This window comes from Arcicella sp. GW458-12-2-14-TSB2, assembly GCF_059423785.1.
This window is the reverse complement of sequence record NZ_JBWKYN010000010.1, coordinates 32,953-56,326: the sequence shown is the minus strand read 5'-3', so window position 1 is coordinate 56,326 and position 23,374 is coordinate 32,953. Positions and strand designations below refer to the sequence as shown.

The 23,374-nt window shown below is 36.8% G+C and carries 17 protein-coding genes; all 17 read right to left on the bottom strand.

Translation table 11 applies throughout. The annotated features are described in order from the left end of the window. Positions 1 to 199 precede the first annotated feature (199 nt). Positions 200 to 1,654, bottom strand: coding sequence for a sulfatase family protein (locus AC07XN_RS02650; protein ID WP_494741958.1), 1,455 nt, complete (start codon positions 1,652 to 1,654; stop codon positions 200 to 202). 2 nt (positions 1,655 to 1,656) lie between these two features. Next, complete coding sequence (locus tag AC07XN_RS02645) at positions 1,657 to 3,225, bottom strand: arylsulfatase (protein ID WP_494741957.1); 1,569 nt, start codon at positions 3,223 to 3,225, stop codon at positions 1,657 to 1,659. A gap of 2 nt (positions 3,226 to 3,227) precedes the next feature. Continuing rightward, entirely contained in the window at positions 3,228 to 3,647 is a 420-nt protein-coding gene (locus AC07XN_RS02640; protein WP_494741956.1) for a rhodanese-like domain-containing protein, read from the bottom strand. A 137-nt stretch (positions 3,648 to 3,784) separates the two neighbouring features. Further along, the gene (locus AC07XN_RS02635; RefSeq protein WP_494741955.1) at positions 3,785 to 5,656 is read right to left on the bottom strand and encodes an arylsulfatase; all 1,872 of its coding nucleotides are present in this window, start codon (positions 5,654 to 5,656) and stop codon (positions 3,785 to 3,787) included. A 15-nt stretch (positions 5,657 to 5,671) separates the two neighbouring features. Then, positions 5,672 to 5,845 (bottom strand): hypothetical protein, encoded by a 174-nt coding sequence (locus AC07XN_RS02630; protein WP_494741954.1) that lies wholly within the window; start codon positions 5,843 to 5,845, stop codon positions 5,672 to 5,674. Between the two features lie 118 nt (positions 5,846 to 5,963). Next, positions 5,964 to 7,247, bottom strand: coding sequence for a hypothetical protein (locus AC07XN_RS02625; RefSeq protein WP_494741953.1), 1,284 nt, complete (start codon positions 7,245 to 7,247; stop codon positions 5,964 to 5,966). 60 nt (positions 7,248 to 7,307) lie between these two features. Further along, complete coding sequence (locus tag AC07XN_RS02620) at positions 7,308 to 8,714, bottom strand: DUF1254 domain-containing protein (protein ID WP_494741952.1); 1,407 nt, start codon at positions 8,712 to 8,714, stop codon at positions 7,308 to 7,310. 35 nt (positions 8,715 to 8,749) lie between these two features. After that, complete coding sequence (locus AC07XN_RS02615) at positions 8,750 to 10,369, bottom strand: sulfatase-like hydrolase/transferase (protein WP_494741951.1); 1,620 nt, start codon at positions 10,367 to 10,369, stop codon at positions 8,750 to 8,752. 97 nt (positions 10,370 to 10,466) lie between these two features. Next, on the bottom strand, positions 10,467 to 11,384 hold the full coding sequence (locus AC07XN_RS02610; protein WP_494741950.1) for a DUF4350 domain-containing protein: 918 nt from the start codon (positions 11,382 to 11,384) through the stop codon (positions 10,467 to 10,469). A 25-nt stretch (positions 11,385 to 11,409) separates the two neighbouring features. Beyond that, entirely contained in the window at positions 11,410 to 12,177 is a 768-nt protein-coding gene (locus AC07XN_RS02605; RefSeq protein ID WP_494741949.1) for a DUF2490 domain-containing protein, read from the bottom strand. Positions 12,178 to 12,276: 99 nt separating this feature from the next. Then, positions 12,277 to 14,586 (bottom strand): sulfatase family protein, encoded by a 2,310-nt coding sequence (locus AC07XN_RS02600; RefSeq protein ID WP_494741948.1) that lies wholly within the window; start codon positions 14,584 to 14,586, stop codon positions 12,277 to 12,279. 115 nt (positions 14,587 to 14,701) lie between these two features. Next, positions 14,702 to 16,093: a sulfatase family protein gene (locus tag AC07XN_RS02595; protein ID WP_494741947.1), complete on the bottom strand. Its 1,392-nt coding sequence runs from the start codon at positions 16,091 to 16,093 to the stop codon at positions 14,702 to 14,704. A gap of 19 nt (positions 16,094 to 16,112) precedes the next feature. Continuing rightward, on the bottom strand, positions 16,113 to 16,583 hold the full coding sequence (locus AC07XN_RS02590) for a DUF6841 family protein (protein ID WP_309917377.1): 471 nt from the start codon (positions 16,581 to 16,583) through the stop codon (positions 16,113 to 16,115). 96 nt (positions 16,584 to 16,679) lie between these two features. After that, positions 16,680 to 18,248 (bottom strand): RagB/SusD family nutrient uptake outer membrane protein, encoded by a 1,569-nt coding sequence (locus tag AC07XN_RS02585; RefSeq protein WP_309917380.1) that lies wholly within the window; start codon positions 18,246 to 18,248, stop codon positions 16,680 to 16,682. 113 nt (positions 18,249 to 18,361) lie between these two features. After that, complete coding sequence (locus tag AC07XN_RS02580) at positions 18,362 to 21,433, bottom strand: SusC/RagA family TonB-linked outer membrane protein (protein WP_494741946.1); 3,072 nt, start codon at positions 21,431 to 21,433, stop codon at positions 18,362 to 18,364. A 145-nt stretch (positions 21,434 to 21,578) separates the two neighbouring features. Further along, positions 21,579 to 22,289 carry a thioredoxin domain-containing protein gene (locus AC07XN_RS02575; RefSeq protein ID WP_494741945.1) on the bottom strand — a complete coding sequence of 237 codons (711 nt, stop codon included), beginning with the start codon at positions 22,287 to 22,289 and terminating at the stop codon, positions 21,579 to 21,581. A gap of 35 nt (positions 22,290 to 22,324) precedes the next feature. Further along, positions 22,325 to 23,227 (bottom strand): sterol desaturase family protein, encoded by a 903-nt coding sequence (locus AC07XN_RS02570; RefSeq protein WP_494741944.1) that lies wholly within the window; start codon positions 23,225 to 23,227, stop codon positions 22,325 to 22,327. Between the last annotated feature and the right edge of the window lie 147 nt (positions 23,228 to 23,374).

Here is a 23,374-nt window from a genome sequence, read left to right as displayed (position 1 = left end):
AGAAGCATTTGCTTTTTTTGTAAAACTATCGTTTTTTTGTATATGTGCCTTGGGCATAATAAAACCTCCTGTTTTTTGTGTTTGTCGTAATTCACAAAATAAACAAGGAGGTTTTTATTTGGCAAGCCATCCACAAAATTCGGGATGACTCATGTTTGATGATAAAACTAATGAGGACTGAGGTTTTTCTCATGAAAAATCAACTATACCCATTCCAAAAGGAGCTAAAGGTATCAGCAAACTCAACCTTCAATTTCAATAACTCAGCTTTTAATGCTAGCTTTTTAGCCTTGAATTCAGGCTTATCTGCCAAATTGTGCATTTCCCAAGGGTCTTCTTTAAGGTTAAATAATTGCGTATGTCTATTACCATCCACGTTATATTCCAACAATTTAAAACCGTCTTTTTTCACGCCTCTTTGAAAATGTTTGAAGGCAAAATACAAAGCAGGTCTTAAAGGAGTTTTTGGGTCTTTAAAAGCTTTTGCTAAACTTATACCTTGTACAGAAGACGGAATCTTAACATCAGATTTTTCTGCCAAAGTAGCATAAATATCAGAGAGATAACAATAACCATCAACCTTTTGATTTTTAGGAATGCCTGGTCCTGAGAAAATTAAAGGTACTCGGTTACTATGCTCATAAATACTTTGTTTACCAAATAAACCATGTTGCCCTATAGCTAACCCATTATCGCCAGCAAAAACAATAAGCGTGTTTTCAGCTAAACCATTCTCTTGAACGGCTTTCACAATACGTCCAATCTGGGCGTCTAAGTGAGAGATAGTTGCATAATATTCTTTTATCTGACGTATAGTGTCTTCTTCTGTTCTTGGAAATGGTGCTAATAATTCATCCCTTACTTTTAATTCTCCGTTATCAAAAGGATGTTGTGGTAAAAAATTAGGTGGTAGGCTTACTTTTTTATCCGCATACCATTGATTATACTCGGCTGGAGCCAGTCTTGGATCATGGGGCGTAGTAAAAGCCGTATAAATCAAAAAAGGTTCTTTTTTATACTTCTCTATGAAATGAATCGTTTCGTCTGCAAACAATTCTGAGCTATGCTTGCCTTTAGACTCATTTACTTTATTTGGAGCATAATTATTGTCTTTTGGCCCTCCGTAATTGTTGTCTGCCTTGTAGTCTTGTACAGGAAGATTATACTGGTCGCCCATGCCGCCGAAAAATACCTTTGCACCATCAGAAAAAGCACGATTATAAATAGTAGTACCATTGTGTTGCTTACCGATTCCAACGGTGTTATAATTATTTTTTCTCAACAACTCTGGAAAAGTCACATAGTTGTTGAAAATATCAAAACTGAATTCTTGATTATCTCTTGCCTGACGGTCAATGCTAAACAGGGTTCTGCCTGTCAATAACATGGCTCTGCTGGGCTGACATATTGCTCCTGATAAACCGCCAAAAACGTGAGCTTGTGTAAAAGCTGTTCCGTTCTTGACCAATGCATCTAAATTGGGCGTAATAATATCTTTATTCCCCAAAGCCCCAATGGTATCATGGCGTTGGTCGTCTGATAATAAAACGATAATATTTAATTTTCGCTCTTCCGCCAATCCTTTTAAAAAAGGATGCAAAGCCAGAGAGGCTCCCAATAAGGAGCTATTTTTGATAAAATTTCTACGGTTCATACTCATTTGATTTTATTCCAATCTTGTACACCTACTTTTTTAGACCAGATTTCATGTTCAGCCACTAGTTTTTGAAGTATAATTGGGTTGTCTTTTGCCTTGTTTTTTGTTTCAGTTCTATCATTGACAAGGTTGTATAACTCCCAAGGTTGGTTATTTTCGGCCACAGCTTTCCAATTTCCTTTTCTGATAGCTTTACTACCTTCATGTTCCCAGAATAGCGTTTTTTGTGGTGTTGTTTTACCTTCAAAAATACCTTTAAGACTTGTACCTTCTAAAGGAGTTAAGCTTTTCTCTTGAAAAGTAGTTGGGTATTTAACGCCCGCTAAATCTAAGCAAGTGGGAAATATATCAATCAAATGGCTAGGTCGTGTACTTTTGCTACCAGCTTTGATATGATTAGGGAAATACGCAATAAATGGCGAAGCTATTCCACCTTCATGGGTATTTTTCTTAAACAGCCTAAAAGGCGTATTGCTAACATTTCCCCAAGGGCTTTCGTAACTATCTATTGATGCAATCGAACCAGCTTTTCCATTTTTTTGAGTGACATAATTCCAGTTTTTTACATCGTCGGCACTGCCTCCATTATCCGAAAGGAATAATACTATCGTATTTTTGTCTTCTCCAAGTTGTTTTATTTTTTGTAACACTTCCCCAATACCAGCATCCATTCTATCAATCATGGCAGCATAAATTGCCATGCGAGTATCCCATTTGTCTTTTTCCTCAGGGCTTAATTTTTCCCAATCGGGCACATTTTCAAAACGATTAGATAATGCCCACTTTTGGTCTATAATACCCTTTGTTTGTAATGCTTTGTATCGTTTTTCACGAAGTTTGTCCCAGCCATCCAGATACTTGCCTTTGTACTTTTCAATATCTTCAGGTAATGCTTGAATAGGCCAATGAGGGGCATTATAGGTTAGATATAAAAAGAAAGGTTTATTATTTTTATGTTGTTTTTCTAACGCATGAATAGCAAAATCAGTAATGGCTTGTGTAAGATATTTTGAGGTATCTGAACGAGTAATTTCCTTACCGCCTTCTAAAAAAGTAACTATTCGCCCATCATTATACAGTGGTTGCGAATTGAAATAGCTACTGCCGTTGTTTTGCAAAGTAAAAGATTCATCAAAGCCACGATTGACAGCCCACGCTGATGGTACTAAACCCACGTGCCATTTACCTGAAACAATGGTTGAATATCCTGCTTGCTTTAATGCTTGCCCGATAGTAATACAATGGCCATTCAGATAGCCTTGATAGGACGGAAAACCTTTGTCTTGTACCATATCACCAATACCTGCTTGGTGCGAATACAAGCCTGTGAGTAAAGAAGCCCTAGAAGGGCAACACCGCCCAGCATTGTAAAATTGAGTGAGAATTAAACCGTTCTTGGCAAGTCTATCTAAATTTGGAGTGTTGATTTCAGAACCAAAGGCTCCAATATCAGAAAAACCTAAATCGTCAGCTAGGATGATGACGATATTAGGTTGCTTCTTCTGGGCTAATAATAGCTGAGGAATCGAGCTAAACAATAGCCCAATAAGTATAATTTTCTTTAACATTTTTATTTTTCTACAGGTAATCCTTTTACGACCAAACTATCTAATGCGCCAATATTATATCCAAAATTATAGCCAAATGTTTGTAAAGTATCTGCTGCTTTGCCACTTCTATTACCAGAGCGACAATAAAGGTAAATCTTCTTTGATTTGTCTAACTGCTTGATTTCATCCGCAAATTTTTCAGAACGAATATTGATATTTTGAGCGTAAAGTAGATGTTTTGTGCCATATTCTTCGGGTGTTCTGACATCAACTAAATAGGCTTTCCCTGTTTTGATTTCTTTCAGAATTTTCTTGCTCAATTGCTCTGTAACAACTACTTTATTCGCAGTTTTTTGGGTGTACGACTGATGTGTTGCCGTTTGTGCATTAGCCACGATTACTGTTGCAACAAGGATAAATGTTAAAAGATATTTTTTCATATATTTTGAGGGTTTTCTTTTTGATTCATGACTATCAATATTAAAAATCTGATGATTGAAAGCCTTATGCACAGAATTGTGAGTTAGTGATTATTACAAGATTAATAATCACTAACTCACAATTGACTAATTCACAATTACTTACCACCACCACTCAACTGAAGTCTGAATCGTTCAGCAGCGTGTTGTACATCAATTAATGGATAAACATTATACTTAGCTGCATCAGCATCAAAAAGAGCCTTCAATTCTTTAAGTTTTTCAGGGTACTTTTTAGCAAGGTTTACTCTTTCATTAAAATCTTCTGTCAGATTGTATAATTCCCATTCGTCTTTATCAGGATTGTTTTCGATAACAGGAAGTGTTTCGCCTTTAAAGCCAAAGGTTTCTAATGTATTTGGGTGATGTGCAGCACCCGCTTTCCAACCGTCCTTATAAATGGCTCTGTTGCCAAAAATAGTAAAGTACTGCTGTGTATGTTGCTCAGGAGCCTTAGCATTATCGAACGAATACACCAAACTTTTTCCATGAATTGGGTCTTGCTTGATACCTTTGATTACCTCTGGTTGAGTAACGCCTGTGATTTCTTCAATCGTTGGAAGAATATCAGTTACATGACCAAACTGAGTACGAATAGCTCCTTTTTCTTTGATACCATTCGGGTAATGAACAATTAGGGGGTTGTGTGTTGCACCTTCAGCATTGGCATCACTTTTCCAGAATTTGAAAGGCGTATTCGTTGCCTGAGCCCAACCTAAAGGATAGTTAGCTAAACTTAATACATTAGGTGTTCCGATTTTGTCGTATTCGGTCAAGATATATTTTTTGTATTCTTCTCGTGTTATTCCTTCTGCTCCAAAACGTAGATTTTTATTGGTTACACCATACTCAGTACCTTCTTTGCTACCGCCATTATCACCAATGATTACGAAGATTGCTGTATTATCTAATTGATTGGTTTCCTTCAAATGATTCACCAAACGACCCACTTCATAATCAGTATATTCCAAGAAACCGGCATATACTTCCATAAAGCGTGCATACAAATGTTGTTCTTCGGCAGGTAAATCTTTCCAAGCTTTGATAAAATCGTTTCTGTCAGGTAAAACAGCATTAGCAGGAATTACACCCAATTTTTTCTGATTGGCAAATACTTGCTCTCTGAAAGCATCCCAGCCAGCATCAAATTTCCCTTTGTATTTATCAGACCAAACCTTATCTACCTGATGCGGAGCATGTGTAGCACCCGGAGCGAAGTACAGAAAGAATGGTTTATTAGGTGCAAGCGTTTTTTGTTTAGTAATATAACTAATGGCTTTGTCTGTCAACTGTGCTGTTAAGTGTCTGCCATCTGGCTTGATATGCAAGTTATCTTCCACTAAATCAGGCTTGTATTGGTCAGTAGCTCCACCCAAGAAACCAAAATTATGGTCAAAGCCCTTACCTGATGGCCAGCGGTCGAATGGCCCTAAATCTGTACTTTCTTCGTCTGGGGTCAAGTGCCATTTTCCTAATTGATAAGTACTGTACCCATTTTCACGAAGCACTTCTGCAATGGTCCCTTTAGTAGACTTGATATGACCGTCATAACCAGGATAATCAGCCGAAAGATAAAAATGAGGGAATAGCCCCATGCCTACTGAATGATGATTACGACCTGTTAACAAAGCAGAACGAGTAGGAGAGCAAATGCCTGTTGTATGAAAATTAGTATAACGAAGACCACCCTTGGCTAATGCTTCAAAATTAGGCGTATTGATTACTCCTCCGAAAGCACTAGAAGCACCATAACCAACATCATCTAATATAATTACAACTACATTGGGTGAGCCTACTTTGGCTTTTTTCAAATAGTCTATTTTATATGGCGTTGAAGTGATGTGCGATTTAGTAATTTTCCCTTTCCATTCCTGCTCGGTTTGAGCAAAGACATTACTTGTCGAAGTGAGCAATATTGTCCCTGCTATAAGGGATAAATATTGATTCATTTTTGGTTTAATTTTTTTCATAATTTTATCAATGGGTTAATTGTATTGTTTATTCTGATTACTTACTTGATAACTACTGGTTGTTTTAAGTTTATTTTGTTGCTTTTTCTTAAATAAATCTGGATTGCTGATAACAGTAATGAGCAAGATGACAAGGGGAGGAATCAGCCCTATAAATCTTGTTGAAAAGGAAGTGATAGTTGCTTTCATGATATTTAACTATATATATTCTATCGAATTAGTATTACATTTTCAATGAGAATTTAACGTTGTTTAGCAATAAACAGCCTCTTTCCTCAAAAAATCATTACTGTTATTCAGCTTGGAATTAATGTTTTAATTCATCCGAAATAAAGGTTTTTAGTGCATTGGAAACTTCCAATAATAAAGCAGGAGAGGTATTGTTCTCATCATCAGTTTTCACATGGTGATAACGATGGGCATAAGCCAAACTAACTAGATTTTTATAGCCTTTTTCCTTGTATAAACCGCCTTCTCCACCTGCTTTTATCGTGGCTTTATTGGCTTCTGTTCCTTTCGCTTTTCTTGCTTTTAAATTAGCAAAGGCTTTTTCAAATGCGTTCGCTACTGATTCGTCATAATAGATTCCTCTGTTAGCATCTACTTCCTCTGTCTGGATATAAACGCCATTCTCTTTTTTCCATGCTTTTGCTGCTATAGCTGCCCCAAGGTGTATCCAAAGACGGGTTTCTTCTGGTTTAGGGGCTGCTTTCTCCGCAAATGTTAATGCGCCTAAATTGTCTAATTCATGACCAGAATTTCCTGTAAAGACAAAAGTATAATCAGTAAACTGAGAACGATTTTTACTCACCCATTCTGCTAAGCTTAACCATGTCGCCAAGCCCGGCCCACGTTCACCACCACAAGTGTACCAGCCACTGATAGGCGTTGAAATCACTACATATTGCTTCCCATTACCGATTTTCCCAACAATATTTCTAGCTTGAATTGGTTTACTATAACCTTTTATGGTAACAGCCACTTCTGTCCCCGACTTTATTACATCATTAAAAACCGTTGAATCTTTTGAGGCTACTTGCCATACTGGTATGCTCCAAGGTTTAGTATCTGCTCGTGTATTATGGGCTACAATTTCACCAGTATTACTGGGTGTAATTGCCACAATACCCTTCGCACCTGCTTGAATGATTTTTTCAAGGTGCTTTTCGATAGCCTCGTTCAATGCACCACCTGAAATTGGAAGCTTGGTTAATACTAATTTCCCTTTTAGCTTACTTACATCCGTTGTTTTATCACCATCAATTAATATTCCTTTTTGTGATTGATTTACCTTTGGGTCAACAGGCCAAAGCGGTAATAGGTCTAATTTTTTATTATCAGCAATAATATTACCGCCTTCAAAAAAAAATTGATTCACAGGAAAATTGACAAATTCCGTGCGGAAGCCTATTTTGTCTAATTCGGTTTTTAACCATTGTGAAGTAGCAAAATCAACCTTTGTGCCAGTGCGATGTTCGCCCAGAGAAACAAACTTTTTGACTGTAGCAAACAAATCTTCTCCTCCTTTATGCTGTGCAGATGCAACACTTATCACGCCTAAAAGGAGTATTGTACTTAATATTTTTTTCATATTTTTGATATTTATGCGATACACTATAGTCTCAGAGTATATTTGCCTATAGCTTATTATTTAAAGCACAATTTTTCTTATTGCTGGTTTTACCCAATTGCCCGTTTTTAAATATTCATCTGTTGCCCAATAGATTCTCACAGATAAATTGAAATCCTCTTTAGGAGCAGGTAGCCAATTGTTTTCTTTATCCGTACCTGGGCTATCATGTTGAATATAGATATCCAATGAACCATCAGCATTATATTTTAGGTTACTTCTGTCGCCAATGGCATATCTACGAATAGCATTCTCGGTTAGATAACCAGCTTTATCATAAAGTGTGATTGACCAAAAGGCTTTGGCTGGAGGCGTTTTATTAGGCTCAAAATGAATGACATACTGATTTTCACCATTGAGTGGTTTGTGGTCAGTATCTTCACGATAACCTTGGTAAACAGCATCTTCTGGTCCTAATGCTCCTAATCCAAAATAAGCTACCGCTGCTCTTTTTTGATAATTGGTGCCATAATGTCCAATGGTTACGTCAGGTTTGTTTTCGTTATTATTGGTAAGAATTGTTCTTGCTTTTTCTAAGGTATTTATTACTTCTATAGGTAAGTTTTGTAAAGCATTTTGAGTTGTTTGATCAAACGTATTTAGCGAGAATTTTTGTCCAGCTTTAATGCCAATTTTGGCAAATCTGTCTATTACTTTCTTGTCTGCTTCCAATGCAGGATTTTTTACTAAAAGCTCATTTAAATAAGTGAAATATTCTTCAGTGGTTAGTTTTTTAAGGGCTTCTACTACATTTCGTTTAGCTTTTAGTACTTGGATAGCTTCTGAAGATTCTACCGAATATGTAATTTTTGGGAATGTCGTAACTTCATTTTTGTCTAATTGACTTAATGGTCTCAATTTCAAACCATCTTGAATTTTACTAACAAAATTTTTTCCGTCTTCTGGACTATTTACTTGTATTCTACTGATAATCCAGACTACATCTGTGGGAGATTTTACTTCTTCAATCCCTTTTGGTAAAACACCTTTCCATTTCGGCCCTGTTATGATATATCGTTGGGCTTTTGTTCCAGTAGTTCTTTTGCCAAACGAAGCAAAAACATTTGTCCAAGCATCCATCAGTGGTACAACTGCATAGCGATCTTGTGTATCAGGAATCTCAAGAATGATAGGTTCTGTGCCTAAATCAAGAAAAGCTGAAGAATAAAAAGTATCATTATTAGGACGCACAACGGCTTTAAAAGTATGGTCAGGGAAAGCCCTGCTATGATGAAATTGATTAGAAGGTCTGCTACCTACAATTCGTGTTAAATCTGTCAGCACTAAAGGCAAACCATAAATATATGCTTCTTTGGCTATCGCCACCGTTTCTGTATCCGTACTATTAACGGTCTGAGCTTTCAACAAAGGGATTGATGAAAGGATAAGTGACGTAGTTAAAAATTGTCTTCTATTGATATTTTCCATTTTAATAAATAATGAGTTAGTGATTGCAGTATATTTTATAAATCCACCAAATACTTGTCTTTTCCAAAATTGAATTCATAGTGCATCAAGCTAGGCCACAGCGGTTTGATAAGTCCCTTTTCCCATGTTTGCAAAGCCACTTGTAGTTCTTGTACTTTAGCAGGGTTTTGTGATGCAACATTTGTGCTTTCAGATTTATCTTTCTGTAAATTGTACAACCATTGTTGTTTGTTTTTACCACTAATGACCAACTTCCATACTCCGCTACGAATTGCCTTGGCATCTCCCGAACGCCAGAAAAGCGCTTTATGAGCCTCTTGATTTTTATTTACTTTTTCTATCAAATTAACACCATCGTAAATACGGTCTTGTGGTAGTTTTGCACCAATGACACCAGCAACGGTACTGAAAATATCCAAGGAGCTAACAGGCTGTTGGTAAACAGTATTTGCTTTGATTTTACCCTTCCATTTCAGCACAAACGGGACGTTTATACCTCCCTCGAAATGCGAAAACTTTCCACCTTTAAGGGGTGTATTGGTAGTAGCATGTGTATACGTTGCTCCGCCATTATCACTAGCAAAAACAATCAGCGTATTTTCTTCTAATCCTTCGGCTTTTACTTTTTTCAGAATACGAGCAATCGCATCATCCAAAGCTGAAATCATCGCATAATACACTCGCTTATTTTCATCTTTGACGTGTGCAAAGCGGTCATAATATTGTTTTCTTACCTGAAATGGTGTGTGTGGAGCATTGAATGGAACATATAATAGAAAAGGCTTCTTCTTATTTATATCAATAAAAGCCTCTGCTTCCTCGGCAAATTTTTCTGTTAAAAAGGCTTTCTCTTCAATAATTGTCGTGTCTCTGCGAATTTTCCCTGTACCCACACGACCATTTCCCCAGATTACTTTATCTGTGAAATCTGTATGGTGATGGTTAATAAGGTCAGGGGAATCCTCGGGAGCATATAATGAAAATGCTTGATAAAAACCATAGTGATAGTCGAAGCCACGTTCTAAAGGAGTGAAGCCTTTTGTATGTCCTAAGTGCCATTTCCCGATAATACCTGTTGCATAACCCTCTTTTTTAGCTAAATCAGCAAAGGTGATTTCCGACTGTGGCAAGCCTTGTGATGCAATAGCATTGCTATTAGGATACTCAATTTTAGGATTTGGGTGCCAATCATTCGTATTGAGGATGTATTTAACCGTTAAATATTCTAAATTATTTTTGGGGTAGCGGTCTCCTGGCTGTAATTCATGTCCAAAGCGTTGTTGATATCTCCCCGTTAGTAAGCCTGCTCTTGAAGGAGAGCAGATAGGAGCAGATACATAGCCGTCAGTAAAGGTAACGCCTGAAGCAGCCAAAGAGTCGATAGTAGGAGTAGGGGCTGATTTGCCTCCGTACAATGAAATATCATATTTCCCTAAATCATCTGCCAATAAAATAATAACATTGGGCCTAGGTTTTGATGAACTGCTAGAATCAGGGTTGGCCAGAAACTCACGCTTCCCTTCTGCCAAGGCTTTATCAACTTTTACCAATGTATCATCTGTATTGATAGGACGAAGTAAATACACTGCTGCAATGCCCACTACTATTAGTATGGGTAATCCTATTTTTATTATTTTCTTTTGAAAAAGTGCCATTCTTAAACCGTGATATTTTTAAACTATTGAAAAGTGGATAGCTGTTTATTGTTTTGGAAGATATTCAATGATTTGATGATAATCTTGGCTATTCATGCTATTCTTTCTTATCTAACCAGTGAATAATATTTAATAGAAAAGCTAAGTTTTGGTCGGCCTCTGGGGCATTTAAACCAAAGCCTTTTTTATCTTTTCCTTTTAATTGCGCGGTAAACTGTGCTGCTTCGCCAAATACGGCTACTCGTCCTTTTCCAACTGATAAAACTGCTCCTTGGGATAAACCTTTGGCTGATATTCTAGGTGTTTTAGGACTAAATTTCCAAGCAGTATCAGGTAATAACACAATGTATTTATCATCAAATGTGAGCAATGATTTTGCCTGTGATGGAATTTTAAAGGCCTGTCCCGTAAAGGTTACTATGTGGTCAATTTTGTTAGTGATTTGATGTTCTTTTAAAGAGCCAGCTTTCTTTGTGAACGTGTCTAACTCTTTCTTTTTATTAGGGTCTTTGCCAGTAGTTGTGTCTGTTGCAAAACCATTATAGAAGGTAAACCCAAAGGCTTTACCTAGTTCACTTGCTGCCCCAGGAAAAGGCTGATGGTCGGCAATGAGTAGTAATGACCCTCCCTTTTCAACCCAATTTTTCACGGCGATAATTTCTTTTGGAGTAAAAGCCGATGGATTAGGCACTACCCATTCCGTAGTATCACTCGGATGAATGGCATTAGCAATCACTAGTATTTTAGCTTTATTAAGGCTTTCCTCGGAAAAAGCTTCCTTGTTTGCTGATACTTCGTAACCATCTTTTCGCAATACTTTGGCAAAAGCAAGGTAGCGATTACTAGCTGTATGAAAATTATAATGAGCTTCATCAATTTTTACAGATGAACCTTTCCCAAAAGGATAAGCTGGGGTACTTATATTAGGTTCATAAGTGGTATCCTGTATCTGTTGAGCAAAGCTAGCACTGGAAAAAATCAGAGCTAACAAGGCAATTATAACATTCTTTTGCATGACTTTAATTACTACGTTTTAAGCACTAATTTATCTGTTTCTTAAATTGGCTAAAAAGATTATCTAAGGTTAATACGCCCCAAATAATATTTGAATAATCTATTTCATTTCCTGAATTTCTTTCTTGTATGCCCCATATATAACCAAGACTTGTTTTTATATTTTTGGTTAGGGGATAGTTAAAGCCTAGGTAAACTCTGTTTTGGTCGAAAATATTGGGATTACCCTGTACTGCTTTCCCAAACTGGATAAATATCTCATCATTAGCTACCAAGGTTACAGGCTTTGGCAACCATGCTGGTTTAATGGCTTTTTCAAGTCGAAGCATATACCGAACGCGCCAATTGGGCTGAAATATTCCATTATTTAATAAATCTCTTTGTCGATATTCTAGCCCATATCTATTAATTAAATTGAAGTATCTACCTTTTACTTCATTATCAATTCTTGCTGAAACTCGCCATTCTGTAATTTCGGGTTTATCGGTGTCAGTTGGTTGAGCGACCAAAATCCAGCTTTTAAAATATCCAAGTGGAGAAAAAGAAAACTTTGTGGTTGGCGAAACTGTGAAATGCAACCAGCCCCAATAGCTTGTAAATTGATTGGTAGCAAATATATTTAAGTCTGATTGTTCAATATTTTGCCGTCTGTGCTGTAAATACAATTCCCATCTAACCTTTTTATTGATAGTATCAGTAAGGACTAATCTTCCCCACGAAAGATTATGATAATAGTTTTTTTGAGCTTGACTTGAAAATGCAACTAAGAGGAAAAAAAATAAGAATCGTTTCATATTGCCAATAAAAGCTCAAGTATTTTGGTTTAAATATTTTTTAGTCAGTTAACTTATAAGCTGGCAAACGGCATTTACCAGCTTATTAAGTTGCTTATTCTACTTCAAATCAATCGTCACATTATTTATCTTTCCTGCATAACTAAATGGTACATTGTATTTTTCTGTTACGGCAGTAATTTGGTCTTTTCCCACTTCGATGCTTTCATAAAAGCCAACAGTTGGTAAAGTTCTCGTTACTTTTATTTCACCTACTTTTTTCTCGTTGATGTACAAAATAGCCGTTGCAGGAGCATTGTTAGTATTTTCAGCACCTTCGTAGTTGAAATCTACTTTCAATAAATTTTTCCCTGCTTTGATTGGCTCGCTTGAAGTAACATATACTTTTTCTTCGCCATTGTTGTAAGTAAACCACAATTGATTTTTCTGAACATATAAACTCAATCCGCCTGCTCTTCCTCCAATCGCTAATAACACACCATCAGCACCTTTTTCAGGTACAACTACATCAGCACTAATGCTTAATGAACGACCGCCCAATTTTGGCGCAGAACCTTCAAATAACTGTGAAGTTTGCGGATATAAAACCAATTGTTTGCGGTTGTCAAAAATGGTTGGCGAAGGTGCAGGTACTGAACCAGTACCGTCTTTCAATGGGTATACATTGTATTTCCAAGCCTGAGCATCAAACAATTCTTTGAGTTCCTGTAGTTTCTCTGGATACTTGGTTGCTAAATTATTACGCTCGTTGAAGTCTTCGTTTAGGTCGTATAATTCCCATACATCTTTATCAAATGGCTGTTTTTTTACGTGCAACGTACCTGCTTTCCAACCATCTTTGTAAATCGAACGAGAACCCATGATTTCATAATGTTGTACAGTATGGCGAGAAGGCGAATTTGGATTGTTAATGCTAAAAGCCAAACTTGTTCCTTCAATTGGTTCTTGCGGATACCCATTAATTACTGTCGGTACTTTTGCACCAGTCAATTCAATCGTTGTTGGTAAAATATCAATCAAGTGCGTATATTGATTACGAATACCGCCTTTGTCTTTAATGCCTTTTGGCCAGAAAAGAATCAAAGGATTATGCGTTCCGCCCTCTGAATTGGCATCTTGTTTCCAATGTTTGAAAGGCGTATTAGTAGCCTGAGCCCAACCCAAAGGATAATTTGGACTTGAATATTCTGTGCCGATTTGGTCAATTAAAGCAAGATTTTTCTTCAAACGTTGTTCTGGTGTCAAATCTGGATCATAATTACGATGCGCTCTTCCTTCAAAAGTTCCTTCTTTACTTGCCCCGTTGTCACCAACCGAAACAATCACAAGCGTATTGTCTAGCTGACCGCTTTCTTTCAAGAAATTAAGTACTCTCCCAATTTCAAAGTCGATATGGGTTAAGAAACCTGCATATACTTCAAAAAATTTGGCATAAACTTTCTTTTCATCAGGAGATAATGAATCCCATGCTTTTAAGCCCGGTCCACGTTCTGGTAAAACGGCATCTTTAGGAATTACGCCTAAACGCTTTTGGTTTTCGATAACGATTTCACGGTATCTATCCCACCCAAAATCAAATTTTCCTTTGTATTGGTCACTCCAATATTTGTCAACTTGGTGTGGTTCGTGACCAGCCCCTGGGGTAAAGTATAAAAAGAATGGTTTTTCAGGAGCAAGTGATTTTTGCTCAGCAATTAGGTTAATGGCTTTATCTGCCATTTGAGTACTAAATAATTTACCTTTTTCTGGGACTACTTTCTTGGTATCTTCCCAAACCACTGGATAATATTGGTCGGTTGAACCACCTAAAAATCCATAGTAATGGTCGAATCCTCTACCCGTTGGCCAACGATTGAACGGCCCAATTGGCGTAGCATCTTTGGCTGGCGTCAAGTGCCATTTACCAACAGCATAGGTATTATAACCATTCTCACGTAGTATTTCAGCAATAGTAGCTTTTTCAAAAGGCATAAAGCCGTCATACCCTGGGGTTCCGCCACCTGTTTGTGGGAATAAACCCATGTGAACCGAATGTGAGTTACGCCCAGTCAACAAAGCTGCACGAGTTGGTGAGCAAATAGCAGTTGTATGAAAATTTGTATAACGCAAACCATTAGCCGCCAAACTATCCAACGTAGGCGTTTTGATTAAACCTCCATAAGTACTTACTGCACCAAAGCCTACATCATCGAGTAAAATCCAGACTACATTAGGAGCATTTTTAGGAGCTTGAGGAGAATGTTCTGTCCAAACTTCTTTCGTCTCTTGGAAAGTTTTACCCAATTTTCCTTGAAAAGGAAGCGTTGGGTCGTGTTGGGCAAAAATACTTGAACTGGCTAATACCCCACCTAATACTAAGGAAGTCGTCAGTTTAGAAAAACGATTTACTTTTTTTTGAATAATCATCATGCTTTTCAATGTTAATATTATATCTATCGACTTTATATATTAATTGAGGAAGTTCAAAGAGGATTTGAAAAGAAAGCCTTTATACAGGATATTATATTGCACTACCTGTGAATTGTTACTTCTTCAATTCTGGATGACGCTGGAAATATTTTTTGATATGTACATCATCAGCAGGTAAACGCTGTGGTAATGTTGCTACATTTTGACCAATGCTTTTTGCTTTTTTATCTAAAGCCGCTAACAATTCAGCTACTTTTTCAGGATTGCTTATGTATAAGTTTTTAGTTTCTGATACATCATCTTTCAAATTGAATAAAAAAGCTTCTGTAGCTGGAATATCTTTTCCGCTTAAATAATTTTTAGATGCTGGTTGTGCTAAACGAATTTTCCAATCTCCTTTTCTGAAAGCTTCTATTTTACCGTTTGAATAATAGATAAATTCGTCCCCTTTTCTTTTCCCATTGGCTGTTAATATTTGGCTAACATCTTCACCATCAATCGGATTAGGTAAAGTAGCTTGATAACCTGCTAATTTTAAGATGGTAGGAAAAATATCTAAATGCAAGGCTAAGTCTTCATAAACACTTCCAGCCTTTATTTTGGCTGGCCATTGAAAAACAGTTGGCACTCGCTGTCCACCTTCGAACGTTGTACCTTTGCCATTTCTTAAATTTCCAGCCGAACCACCTTCGATATCGAAGATTGTCCAAGGGCCATTATCACTTGTAAAAATCACCAAAGAATTTTCTTCGATACCATTTTTTTTCAAGGCTTCAATTACTTGTCCTACACTCCAATCCAACTCTTCAATCACATCGCCATATAATCCTCTTTGAGATTTCCCTTCAAATGCTGGTGAAGCGTATAAAGGTAAATGTGGCATTGTATGCGGTAAATAGAGAAAGAAAGGTTCCTTTTTGTGTTTTTCAATGAAAGTTATCGCTTCATCAGTATACGTTTTGGTGGTATAATGCTGATCAATATTGTATTGAACTACATCATTGCCACGCAAATAAACAGTTCCTTGCATATCGTTGCTGTAAGGAATGCCAAAGTATTCATCAAAGCCATTTTGTAGCGGTAAAAATTGGCGATGATGTCCCAAATGCCACTTTCCAATAATTCCTGTTGAATAACCTTTGGTTTTGAGGGCTTCGGCAATGGTCAGTTCTTCTTTAGGAATACCATTAAAACTTTCTGGAAAAAAAACACCATCAATTCCCTGACGACGAGGATAACGGCCTGTTAATAAGCCAAATCGTGAAGGACTACAAACGGGCGAAGTTGAATAGAAAGACGTAAATTTCAAGCCATTTGTGGCTAGTTTATCAATATTGGGCGTGCGTATATCCTTTGCTCCAAAGGTACCAATATCTCCATAACCCAAATCATCGGCCATGATGATAACAAAATTTGTTTTTTTGCTAGGAGCATTTTGAGCAATTAAAACCGAAGTGGATAATATACTGAAGAAAAAAGCAAAAATGCCTTTAATTGAAAATCTCATGATAGCTTTTGAGTAGGAATTATTCAGCGAAACTTGAACGTAATTTTACACCCCATTTTCCATTTTCTTTAGTGACAACATACAGCGATTCGTACGTCTGAATCAATGAACCATCCGCACGATAGCGTGAGAATTGTGTATCAACATGCACTTTATCATCTGATGCTTGAATGATATTTCTATGATTCCACTTGCTATGATGCCAGCCTGTTTTGCCCAGTTGTATAAACACCGTTGAATCTAAAATACCAGCTTTTTCTAATACTGACATTTTGCCACTTGCCAAACGATAATGTGGAAAATGGTAAGTAGCCTGCCAAGCTTTAGCATCCTTTGCGTTGAAGGTATTCATATAGTCGTCTAATACTTTAAATACTTCTTTTTTTACCTCAGGATTACTTTCATGTGTGCCTTTTCCATCAAAAGTTTTCTTGACAAATGAGAAAAGTGTTACTGAAAACAGCAACCCTATAATGATATTCTTTTGCATAATTGAATGAATTCAAAAAAAAATAAAGATGTGTCAGTAATTTGTGAGTTGTGGACGAATAGTTACTTTATTCGTCCACAACTCACTCAACATCAATTATTTCCAAAGCGTATTTTGTTCCAATTTTGGATTATTATCAATCTCAGACTGTGGTATTGGGTACAAGCGATGCTTGTCTGTCGCATTGGTTTTACCAACCTTAACTAGGTTGCTCACAAACGTACTTTTACCTGTAGCATCTTTCTGGCGAATCAAATCGAACCAACGTTGGTATTCAAAGACTAACTCTAAACGGCGATCTAGATACAGGGCTTCACGGAATTGGTCTTTAGTCAGCCCTTCCGTAAGGTTGGGTAAGCCTGCTCTGTTTCTAACTTTATTCAAAGATTTATAGGCCTTAGCTGTAGGACCATTCAATTCATTTTCAGCTTCTGCATGAATTAGTAATACTTCTGCATAACGAATGATGGCTACGTTTGCCGCAGATTCACTAGTCAATGAAAGTGAATTCGGATCCCAAGTTTTATTAAAAAACGGAGTTGAGTCATTCGGTACGGCAGTGTTTACAATTGGTAAAGCGTATTTTCTACCATTTGTAGGGCTAGTAAAGTTGGTAACAAACGTTACTCTTTTTCTTTTATCGGTAGGCTGATACAACTTATATACACTAAAGAATTTATCATTACCTACAGTATAAAAACGAACCATATCTGCATAAGCCCCCGTCAAACCTGGAATACCCGTCAAGATTGAGCGTGGATTTTGGTTATTCCCTTGTCCCAAAGAGTTTGATTTGAACTGAGCCGAGAAAATATGCTCTTTACCGTTTTTGGTTGCTGGTAAAAACACATCTGCATAATTAGCAAACAAGTCGTAGCCATAAGCTCCTGTGCCACCATCAGCAGGTGATAATACTTCCTCTGCTTTTTTAACAGCATCCTGATAGTGTTGTGTTAGATTCAGTGGCAAAGATGCCTTTGTTAAATAAACTTTAGCCAACAAAGCTTTAGCTGCCCCAGCAGTGGCTCTACCTACATCGGGTGATGAATATGAAACTGGTAAAGTACTAGCTGCTTCGGTTAAATCTTTTTCAATTTGCTGATATACCTCTGTTGAAGGCGATTTAGCAATGGCGTAATCGCCTGCGTTAACATATTTCTGATAGCTTGTAATCAATGGAACATCTCCATACAAACGTACCAAATTGAAGTAGTATAAAGCTCTCAAAAATTTAGTTTCTGCCAACAATCTATTTTTTAGTGTAGCATCAAAAGTAATGCTAGGGATTTTTTCTAAAGCAACATTCGCTTTTTTAATAGCAGCATAGTGCTGTTGCCATAATTCGTATACACGAAGATTAGAAGATGAATGTGCCAAAACTGCTAACGAACGAACATCTGGGTTTGTAGCTCCTGGTCCTGGGTCTTCATCATCGCCGGCCATGTTCATACCTGTATTGAACAAGGTATTGTAGGGTGTTTGAACAGAACTTCCACCTGAATTTAATAAGAAGTAAACAGCATTTACGGCGTTAATAGCATCTGTTTGAGTTTTGTAATATTGTTCTTCAGAAATAATTGACTCAGGACTTTCTTTTAAAAATGATTGGCAAGAGCTAGCAGCAAATCCTACGCTAGCAAGAGCTATATATTTGAATAATTTCATGATGATCTAATTTAAAATGATAAAATGGCTTTCGGGTTTCAGTCATCGGCTTTCAGCAAATGGTTAAATATGTTATAGCTTTAATCCGAAAGCCTACACCTGATAGCTGAAAGCTAGAATGATAATGATACCCCAACTTGATAAGACTTATTGTTTGGATATACACCCGAGTCAATACCTTTGTTAATCAATGATTGACCGTTCAAACTTACTTCTGGGTCATAGCCAGTATATTTTGTCCAAGTAGCAGCGTTTTGTGCTGAGATATATACTCTTAAGCTTTTGATATTGACTTTTTTGACAATTTTAGCTGGAATTGTATATCCAAGCGAGATATTTTTCAAACGATAATATGTAGCATCTTCGATAAAACGATCTGAAATAGTAATAGCTGGGTCTTGATAAGCTGCCTTTACATCTGTATTGGTATTGGTTGGCGTCCATCTGTTTAATAAATCAGTAGAAGCATTTACATAACCCGTACCCAATTCAAGGTTAGCTCTGTTGGCATTATAGATTTTACCTCCAATAGACGCTTGGAAGAAAATAGCTAAGTCAAATCCTTTGTAATTGAAAGTGTTGGTTAACCCTGCTGTAAAAGCGGGTTGGTTTGAAATCACCACACGGTCGTAAGCCTGACTGATTACACCATCTGGAACACCATTCGGTCCACTGATATCTTTGTATTTTTGCCCACCTGGACTTTTGTTAGCTTGTGGTGTAAGAGCAACATCGCCAGATTGGATAATGCCATCTGTTTGATAAACAATGAATGACCCCAACGGATAGCCTACTTTTGCAATAGAAGGAGAAGAAATAGAAGGAATGATTTGATCTACACCGTCGCCAAGATTTAAGATTTTATTGCTGTTGTTAGAATATACTAAAGTAGTATTCCATTTCAAATCGCTATCAATATTGTGTGAATTGATATATAGTTCAAATCCTTGGTTGGCCACAGCTCCGATGTTTTGGTAAATAACAGAAGCTTGTCCGTTATAAAAATCAGATAGTCCAGAAGTACCCGGTACTGTTCTTGTCAACAATAAATCGGTTGTTTTTTTGTAATAATAATCTGCCACAAGCGAAATACGGTTATTGAAAAGACCCACATCAATACCCCCATCAATTTGGAAGGTTTTCTCCCAACCTAAATTCGGATTAGGTACAGTATTGGGTGCATAACCCGAAACCGTTGTATTAGAGAAGTTGTATCGGAAATAGCTTAACTGAGATAATGATTGATATGAAGGAATATTTTGGTTACCCGTCGAACCAGCGCTCAATCTTACTTTAAAGCTACTAACGTTCTTAACATTTTGGAAGAATTTTTCATTACTCACATTCCATCCAAAGGCCGCAGAAGGGAAATATCCCCACTTATTGCCATCTCCAAATCTTGATGAACCATCCGCACGAAGTGTCAACGTTACCAAATATTTATCATCATGAACATAGTTTACTCTTCCTAAATAAGAAGCTAATGCCCATTCGCTCGCAAATGAGCTTGGTGTTCTAGCAGTAATTCCTGTACCTAAGTTATTATATGAAAAGGCATCAGTAGCAAATCCAGCAGCCTCGGCTACTGCTCCTTTTGATTTTGACTGCTGTGCAGTAAAACCCACAACTGCATTGATTTTATTTTTAGCATCAATCTCTTTGTCATAGCTTAATGTATTCTCATTCAGCCAGTTGCTAGTGAAAGCAGTACCCACGATAGCGTCACCAGAAAGTGCTAAACCTTCCGCTGTACTGCTTGGCAAGTAACGATTCTGTTTGTTATCAACGATATCAATACCAAATAACACTTTTGCTTTCAAACCTTCAGCAAGCGTATATTCACCCGCTACGTTTCCTAAGATACGGTTGGTAATTGTTTCATTCAATTGATTGTATAAAGAGTTAATCGGGTTTTGTAAGCCTGACTCAAACGGGCTGTTTACTACAAAAGTACCATCGTCTTTATAAATAGGCAATGACGGAGGAGTAAGTAGTAAATTACCTACAATAGCCGCTGGTGCTACTTGTGATTTAGTTGTACTTACTGATAAGCTAGATGTGATTTTAAAGCGTTTATTATAGTCGTGGTCTAAGCCAAATCTACCTGAGTAACGGATGAAATCAGTATTTTGAAGTACACCATCTTGTTTAAAGTAGTTTCCTGAAATCGATAATCTTGTTTTATCTGACCCCGAAAGGATTGATAAACTATGGCTTTGAATGGCTGCTTTTCTGAATGCAGCTGCTTGCCAGTCTGTTCCAACACCCGAAGTATCTAAAGAATAGCCTGTAACCGATGGTAGAGATGTTGTCTTACCTGAGTTTTTAGCAGCGTCTTTTCTAAGTGCCCACCAGTCTTTTGCATTCAAAACAGGTAGTGTTCTGATCACCTCTTGAACACCATAGTAAGCATCATAATTAATAGAAGATTTCCCTTTTGAGCCATTTTTAGTAGTTACAATCACAACTCCATTAGCACCACGTGAACCATAAATAGCAGTAGCCGAAGCATCTTTTAATACATCTATTGATTCAATATCAGCAGTATTAATCGATGATAATGGGTTGATTTTTGAACCATTTGTTACACCTGCATCATTCAATGAATAATCATTGTTGATAGGAAAACCGTCAATCACGTATAATGGGTCACTACCAGCAGTGATAGAATTGTTACCACGGATTTGAACACTAACCCCACCGCCTGGCTGTCCTGAAGTTTGCGTAACGATTGCACCAGCAACAGAACCTTGTAAAAGACGTTCTACGGAAGCCACTGGCTGAGATTTTATTTCTAAAGGTACTGACGCAATTGAACCTGTAATATCACTTCTTTTCTGAGTACCGTAGCCAACTACAATTACCTCATCAAGGCGTTGTCCTTTTGATTCTATCAAAGAAATGTTAAGATTTTCAAATTCAATAATTTCTATTTCTTTTTTCTTGTATCCTACAAACGTAGCGATAACAGTAAACGGAGGTTTTTGAGAGGTTTTGAGGATAAACTTACCAGTGGCATCTGTCGTTACTCCTATAGAAGTTCCTTTTATAGCTATTGCTGCCCCTATGATTGGTTCTTTCGTTCTGGAATCAATAATTTTTCCTGTCAATTGTTGAGATTGAGCCTTCATCGAAATGAAAACTAACGTCAACATAAAAATTAATCTTAGTAATTTGTTTTTCATTTTTATTCTATGGATTATATATACTATTAAGGGGTTTCATTTATACAAAATGAATACTGGGGGTAACAGTAAGGGTTATTTGATTTTAATAAAGTTTAATCATCGGATATAGCAATTACTACCTATCCGATGATTTAAGAAAATACTACAAGGCTTGTGCCAGAGCAGTATCTAAAACACCTTTCAATTCAGCAATTCCACTTTTTTCAAAAGTCACTTTTCCTTGTTTATACAAAATAAGATAAGGGAATGAAGTAACCTTCTTCAAGGATGCAATTAATTGTGGACTTTCTTCTAGGTCTATTTCCACAATTTTTAGTGCATCACCATGTTCTTTTCTCAAGGTTTCCAATACTGGCTTTACCTTTTTACATGAACCACAATATCTTGATCCAACATCTACTAAAACAAGTTTGTTAGAAGCTAAAATATTGTTAAAATCATTGAGTGTTAATCCTTTTTTAGCAGTAGTAAAAACCGTTTTGCCTTGCCCAACCCATGCACCAATGCCACCATCTAATACATACACTTCTTTGAAACCTTTACTTGCCAAGTCTTTTGCAAATACTACACTTCTACCATTAGCGATTGAATAAACAAACACTGGCTGGCTAGGGTTAAGCTTTTCAATGAAAGACGCATCTTGCGGAATTAGATTGATTGCTCCATTAATATGGTTTTGAGTAAACTCTTCCGCACTTCTGGCATCAATAATCTGCGGTTTTGTTTGTTGCTGAATTTTTGAAGCAAAAATAGCTACTGAAACTAAGTTTTTTGTCTCCGTATCGCTTTTCTGTGCCAATACAGTTGTATTTAGTACGAGTGATAGTACAATAAATTTTAAGGTCTTAATCATTGTTATGAATTTAAGATTTGAATAATGTTTAGTAATTAAGCGTATTCCAATGCTACTGGCACTGATGTCGGCTCATCTTCTGCTACTTCAGGCCCATTAGCTGATAATTCGCTTCCTTCTTTTTTAGATTTTAAAATTGGCCACAATAACTGTGCATACCATTCTTCACTTTGATAGTTTTTGATACCATAAGCTGCAGGATACTGTCGGGTAATGAGTGCCGTACCGAAAATAATATCCCATAAAAAGAACATATTGCCGAAGTTTCCTTTGTAATGACCAACACCATCATCTGTAGAATCTGCATGGTGTGCATGGTGAGTAGCAGGTGTTGAAATAGTACGTTCTAATACCCATGCTACAGGATGTAACCATTTGTTTTCATAGAATGGCTTATCCCATTTAATACTTGAGTGAGCCAATTTAGTAATCAACGATTTCAGTCCTTTTACAAATAAGGCTGGATAGCCCAAACCTAAATAAACCAATACGGTAGTTACGTAAGACTGTGAAAAGAAAATCGTGTAAATAATATTTTGTCTCGAAGCCATAGCCATGCCCATATATGGAGCAGAATGGTGTGTACGATGAAAACGCCACATAAATGGTACTTGGTGGTGTAAACGGTGATACCAATATTGCGTTAAATCGTCATAAATAGCAATAATTAAAGCACCGAAAACGAAGGGAATCCAAGTAAATTCATTTTTAGCATGAGGTAACACAAATGGTAATACTTTCAACCCGAAATATGCGACTACGGGGCCAACTACTAATTTGGGTAATGTATAGCAAGCAATGTCTAATAGTTTTTCGTTATTATTCCATTTTTTGCCGTATAGACCCAAAGAGAATTCTGCAAAGCCTAAAATAAATGTTAATGCTGTAAGGCCCCAGCCGTTAAGGTTTTTAAAAATTTCTTCGATAAAATGTACCATATTATTTGTTAGCTTTAAGGTAAATATTAGTCATATTAATATATAGATTTAATAGATTAAAAAGGCGAGAACATTTACTTATTACAAGAAATCTGGAACGAACCAAAATATTTTCAATGATTAAATATTATTTATATCTTTTGTATA

Bases quoted from the DNA above. Each gene is read 5' to 3' on its own strand.
- AC07XN_RS02650 (WP_494741958.1), bottom strand. From the start codon at position 1,654: ATGAACCGTAGAAATTTTATCAAAAATAGCTCCTTATTGGGAGCCTCT.
- AC07XN_RS02645 (WP_494741957.1), bottom strand. From the start codon at position 3,225: ATGTTAAAGAAAATTATACTTATTGGGCTATTGTTTAGCTCGATTCCT.
- AC07XN_RS02640 (WP_494741956.1), bottom strand. From the start codon at position 3,647: ATGAAAAAATATCTTTTAACATTTATCCTTGTTGCAACAGTAATCGTG.
- AC07XN_RS02635 (WP_494741955.1), bottom strand. From the start codon at position 5,656: ATGAAAAAAATTAAACCAAAAATGAATCAATATTTATCCCTTATAGCA.
- AC07XN_RS02630 (WP_494741954.1), bottom strand. From the start codon at position 5,845: ATGAAAGCAACTATCACTTCCTTTTCAACAAGATTTATAGGGCTGATT.
- AC07XN_RS02625 (WP_494741953.1), bottom strand. From the start codon at position 7,247: ATGAAAAAAATATTAAGTACAATACTCCTTTTAGGCGTGATAAGTGTT.
- AC07XN_RS02620 (WP_494741952.1), bottom strand. From the start codon at position 8,714: ATGGAAAATATCAATAGAAGACAATTTTTAACTACGTCACTTATCCTT.
- AC07XN_RS02615 (WP_494741951.1), bottom strand. From the start codon at position 10,369: ATGGCACTTTTTCAAAAGAAAATAATAAAAATAGGATTACCCATACTA.
- AC07XN_RS02610 (WP_494741950.1), bottom strand. From the start codon at position 11,384: ATGCAAAAGAATGTTATAATTGCCTTGTTAGCTCTGATTTTTTCCAGT.
- AC07XN_RS02605 (WP_494741949.1), bottom strand. From the start codon at position 12,177: ATGAAACGATTCTTATTTTTTTTCCTCTTAGTTGCATTTTCAAGTCAA.
- AC07XN_RS02600 (WP_494741948.1), bottom strand. From the start codon at position 14,586: ATGATGATTATTCAAAAAAAAGTAAATCGTTTTTCTAAACTGACGACT.
- AC07XN_RS02595 (WP_494741947.1), bottom strand. From the start codon at position 16,093: ATGAGATTTTCAATTAAAGGCATTTTTGCTTTTTTCTTCAGTATATTA.
- AC07XN_RS02590 (WP_309917377.1), bottom strand. From the start codon at position 16,583: ATGCAAAAGAATATCATTATAGGGTTGCTGTTTTCAGTAACACTTTTC.
- AC07XN_RS02585 (WP_309917380.1), bottom strand. From the start codon at position 18,248: ATGAAATTATTCAAATATATAGCTCTTGCTAGCGTAGGATTTGCTGCT.
- AC07XN_RS02580 (WP_494741946.1), bottom strand. From the start codon at position 21,433: ATGAAAAACAAATTACTAAGATTAATTTTTATGTTGACGTTAGTTTTC.
- AC07XN_RS02575 (WP_494741945.1), bottom strand. From the start codon at position 22,289: ATGATTAAGACCTTAAAATTTATTGTACTATCACTCGTACTAAATACA.
- AC07XN_RS02570 (WP_494741944.1), bottom strand. From the start codon at position 23,227: ATGGTACATTTTATCGAAGAAATTTTTAAAAACCTTAACGGCTGGGGC.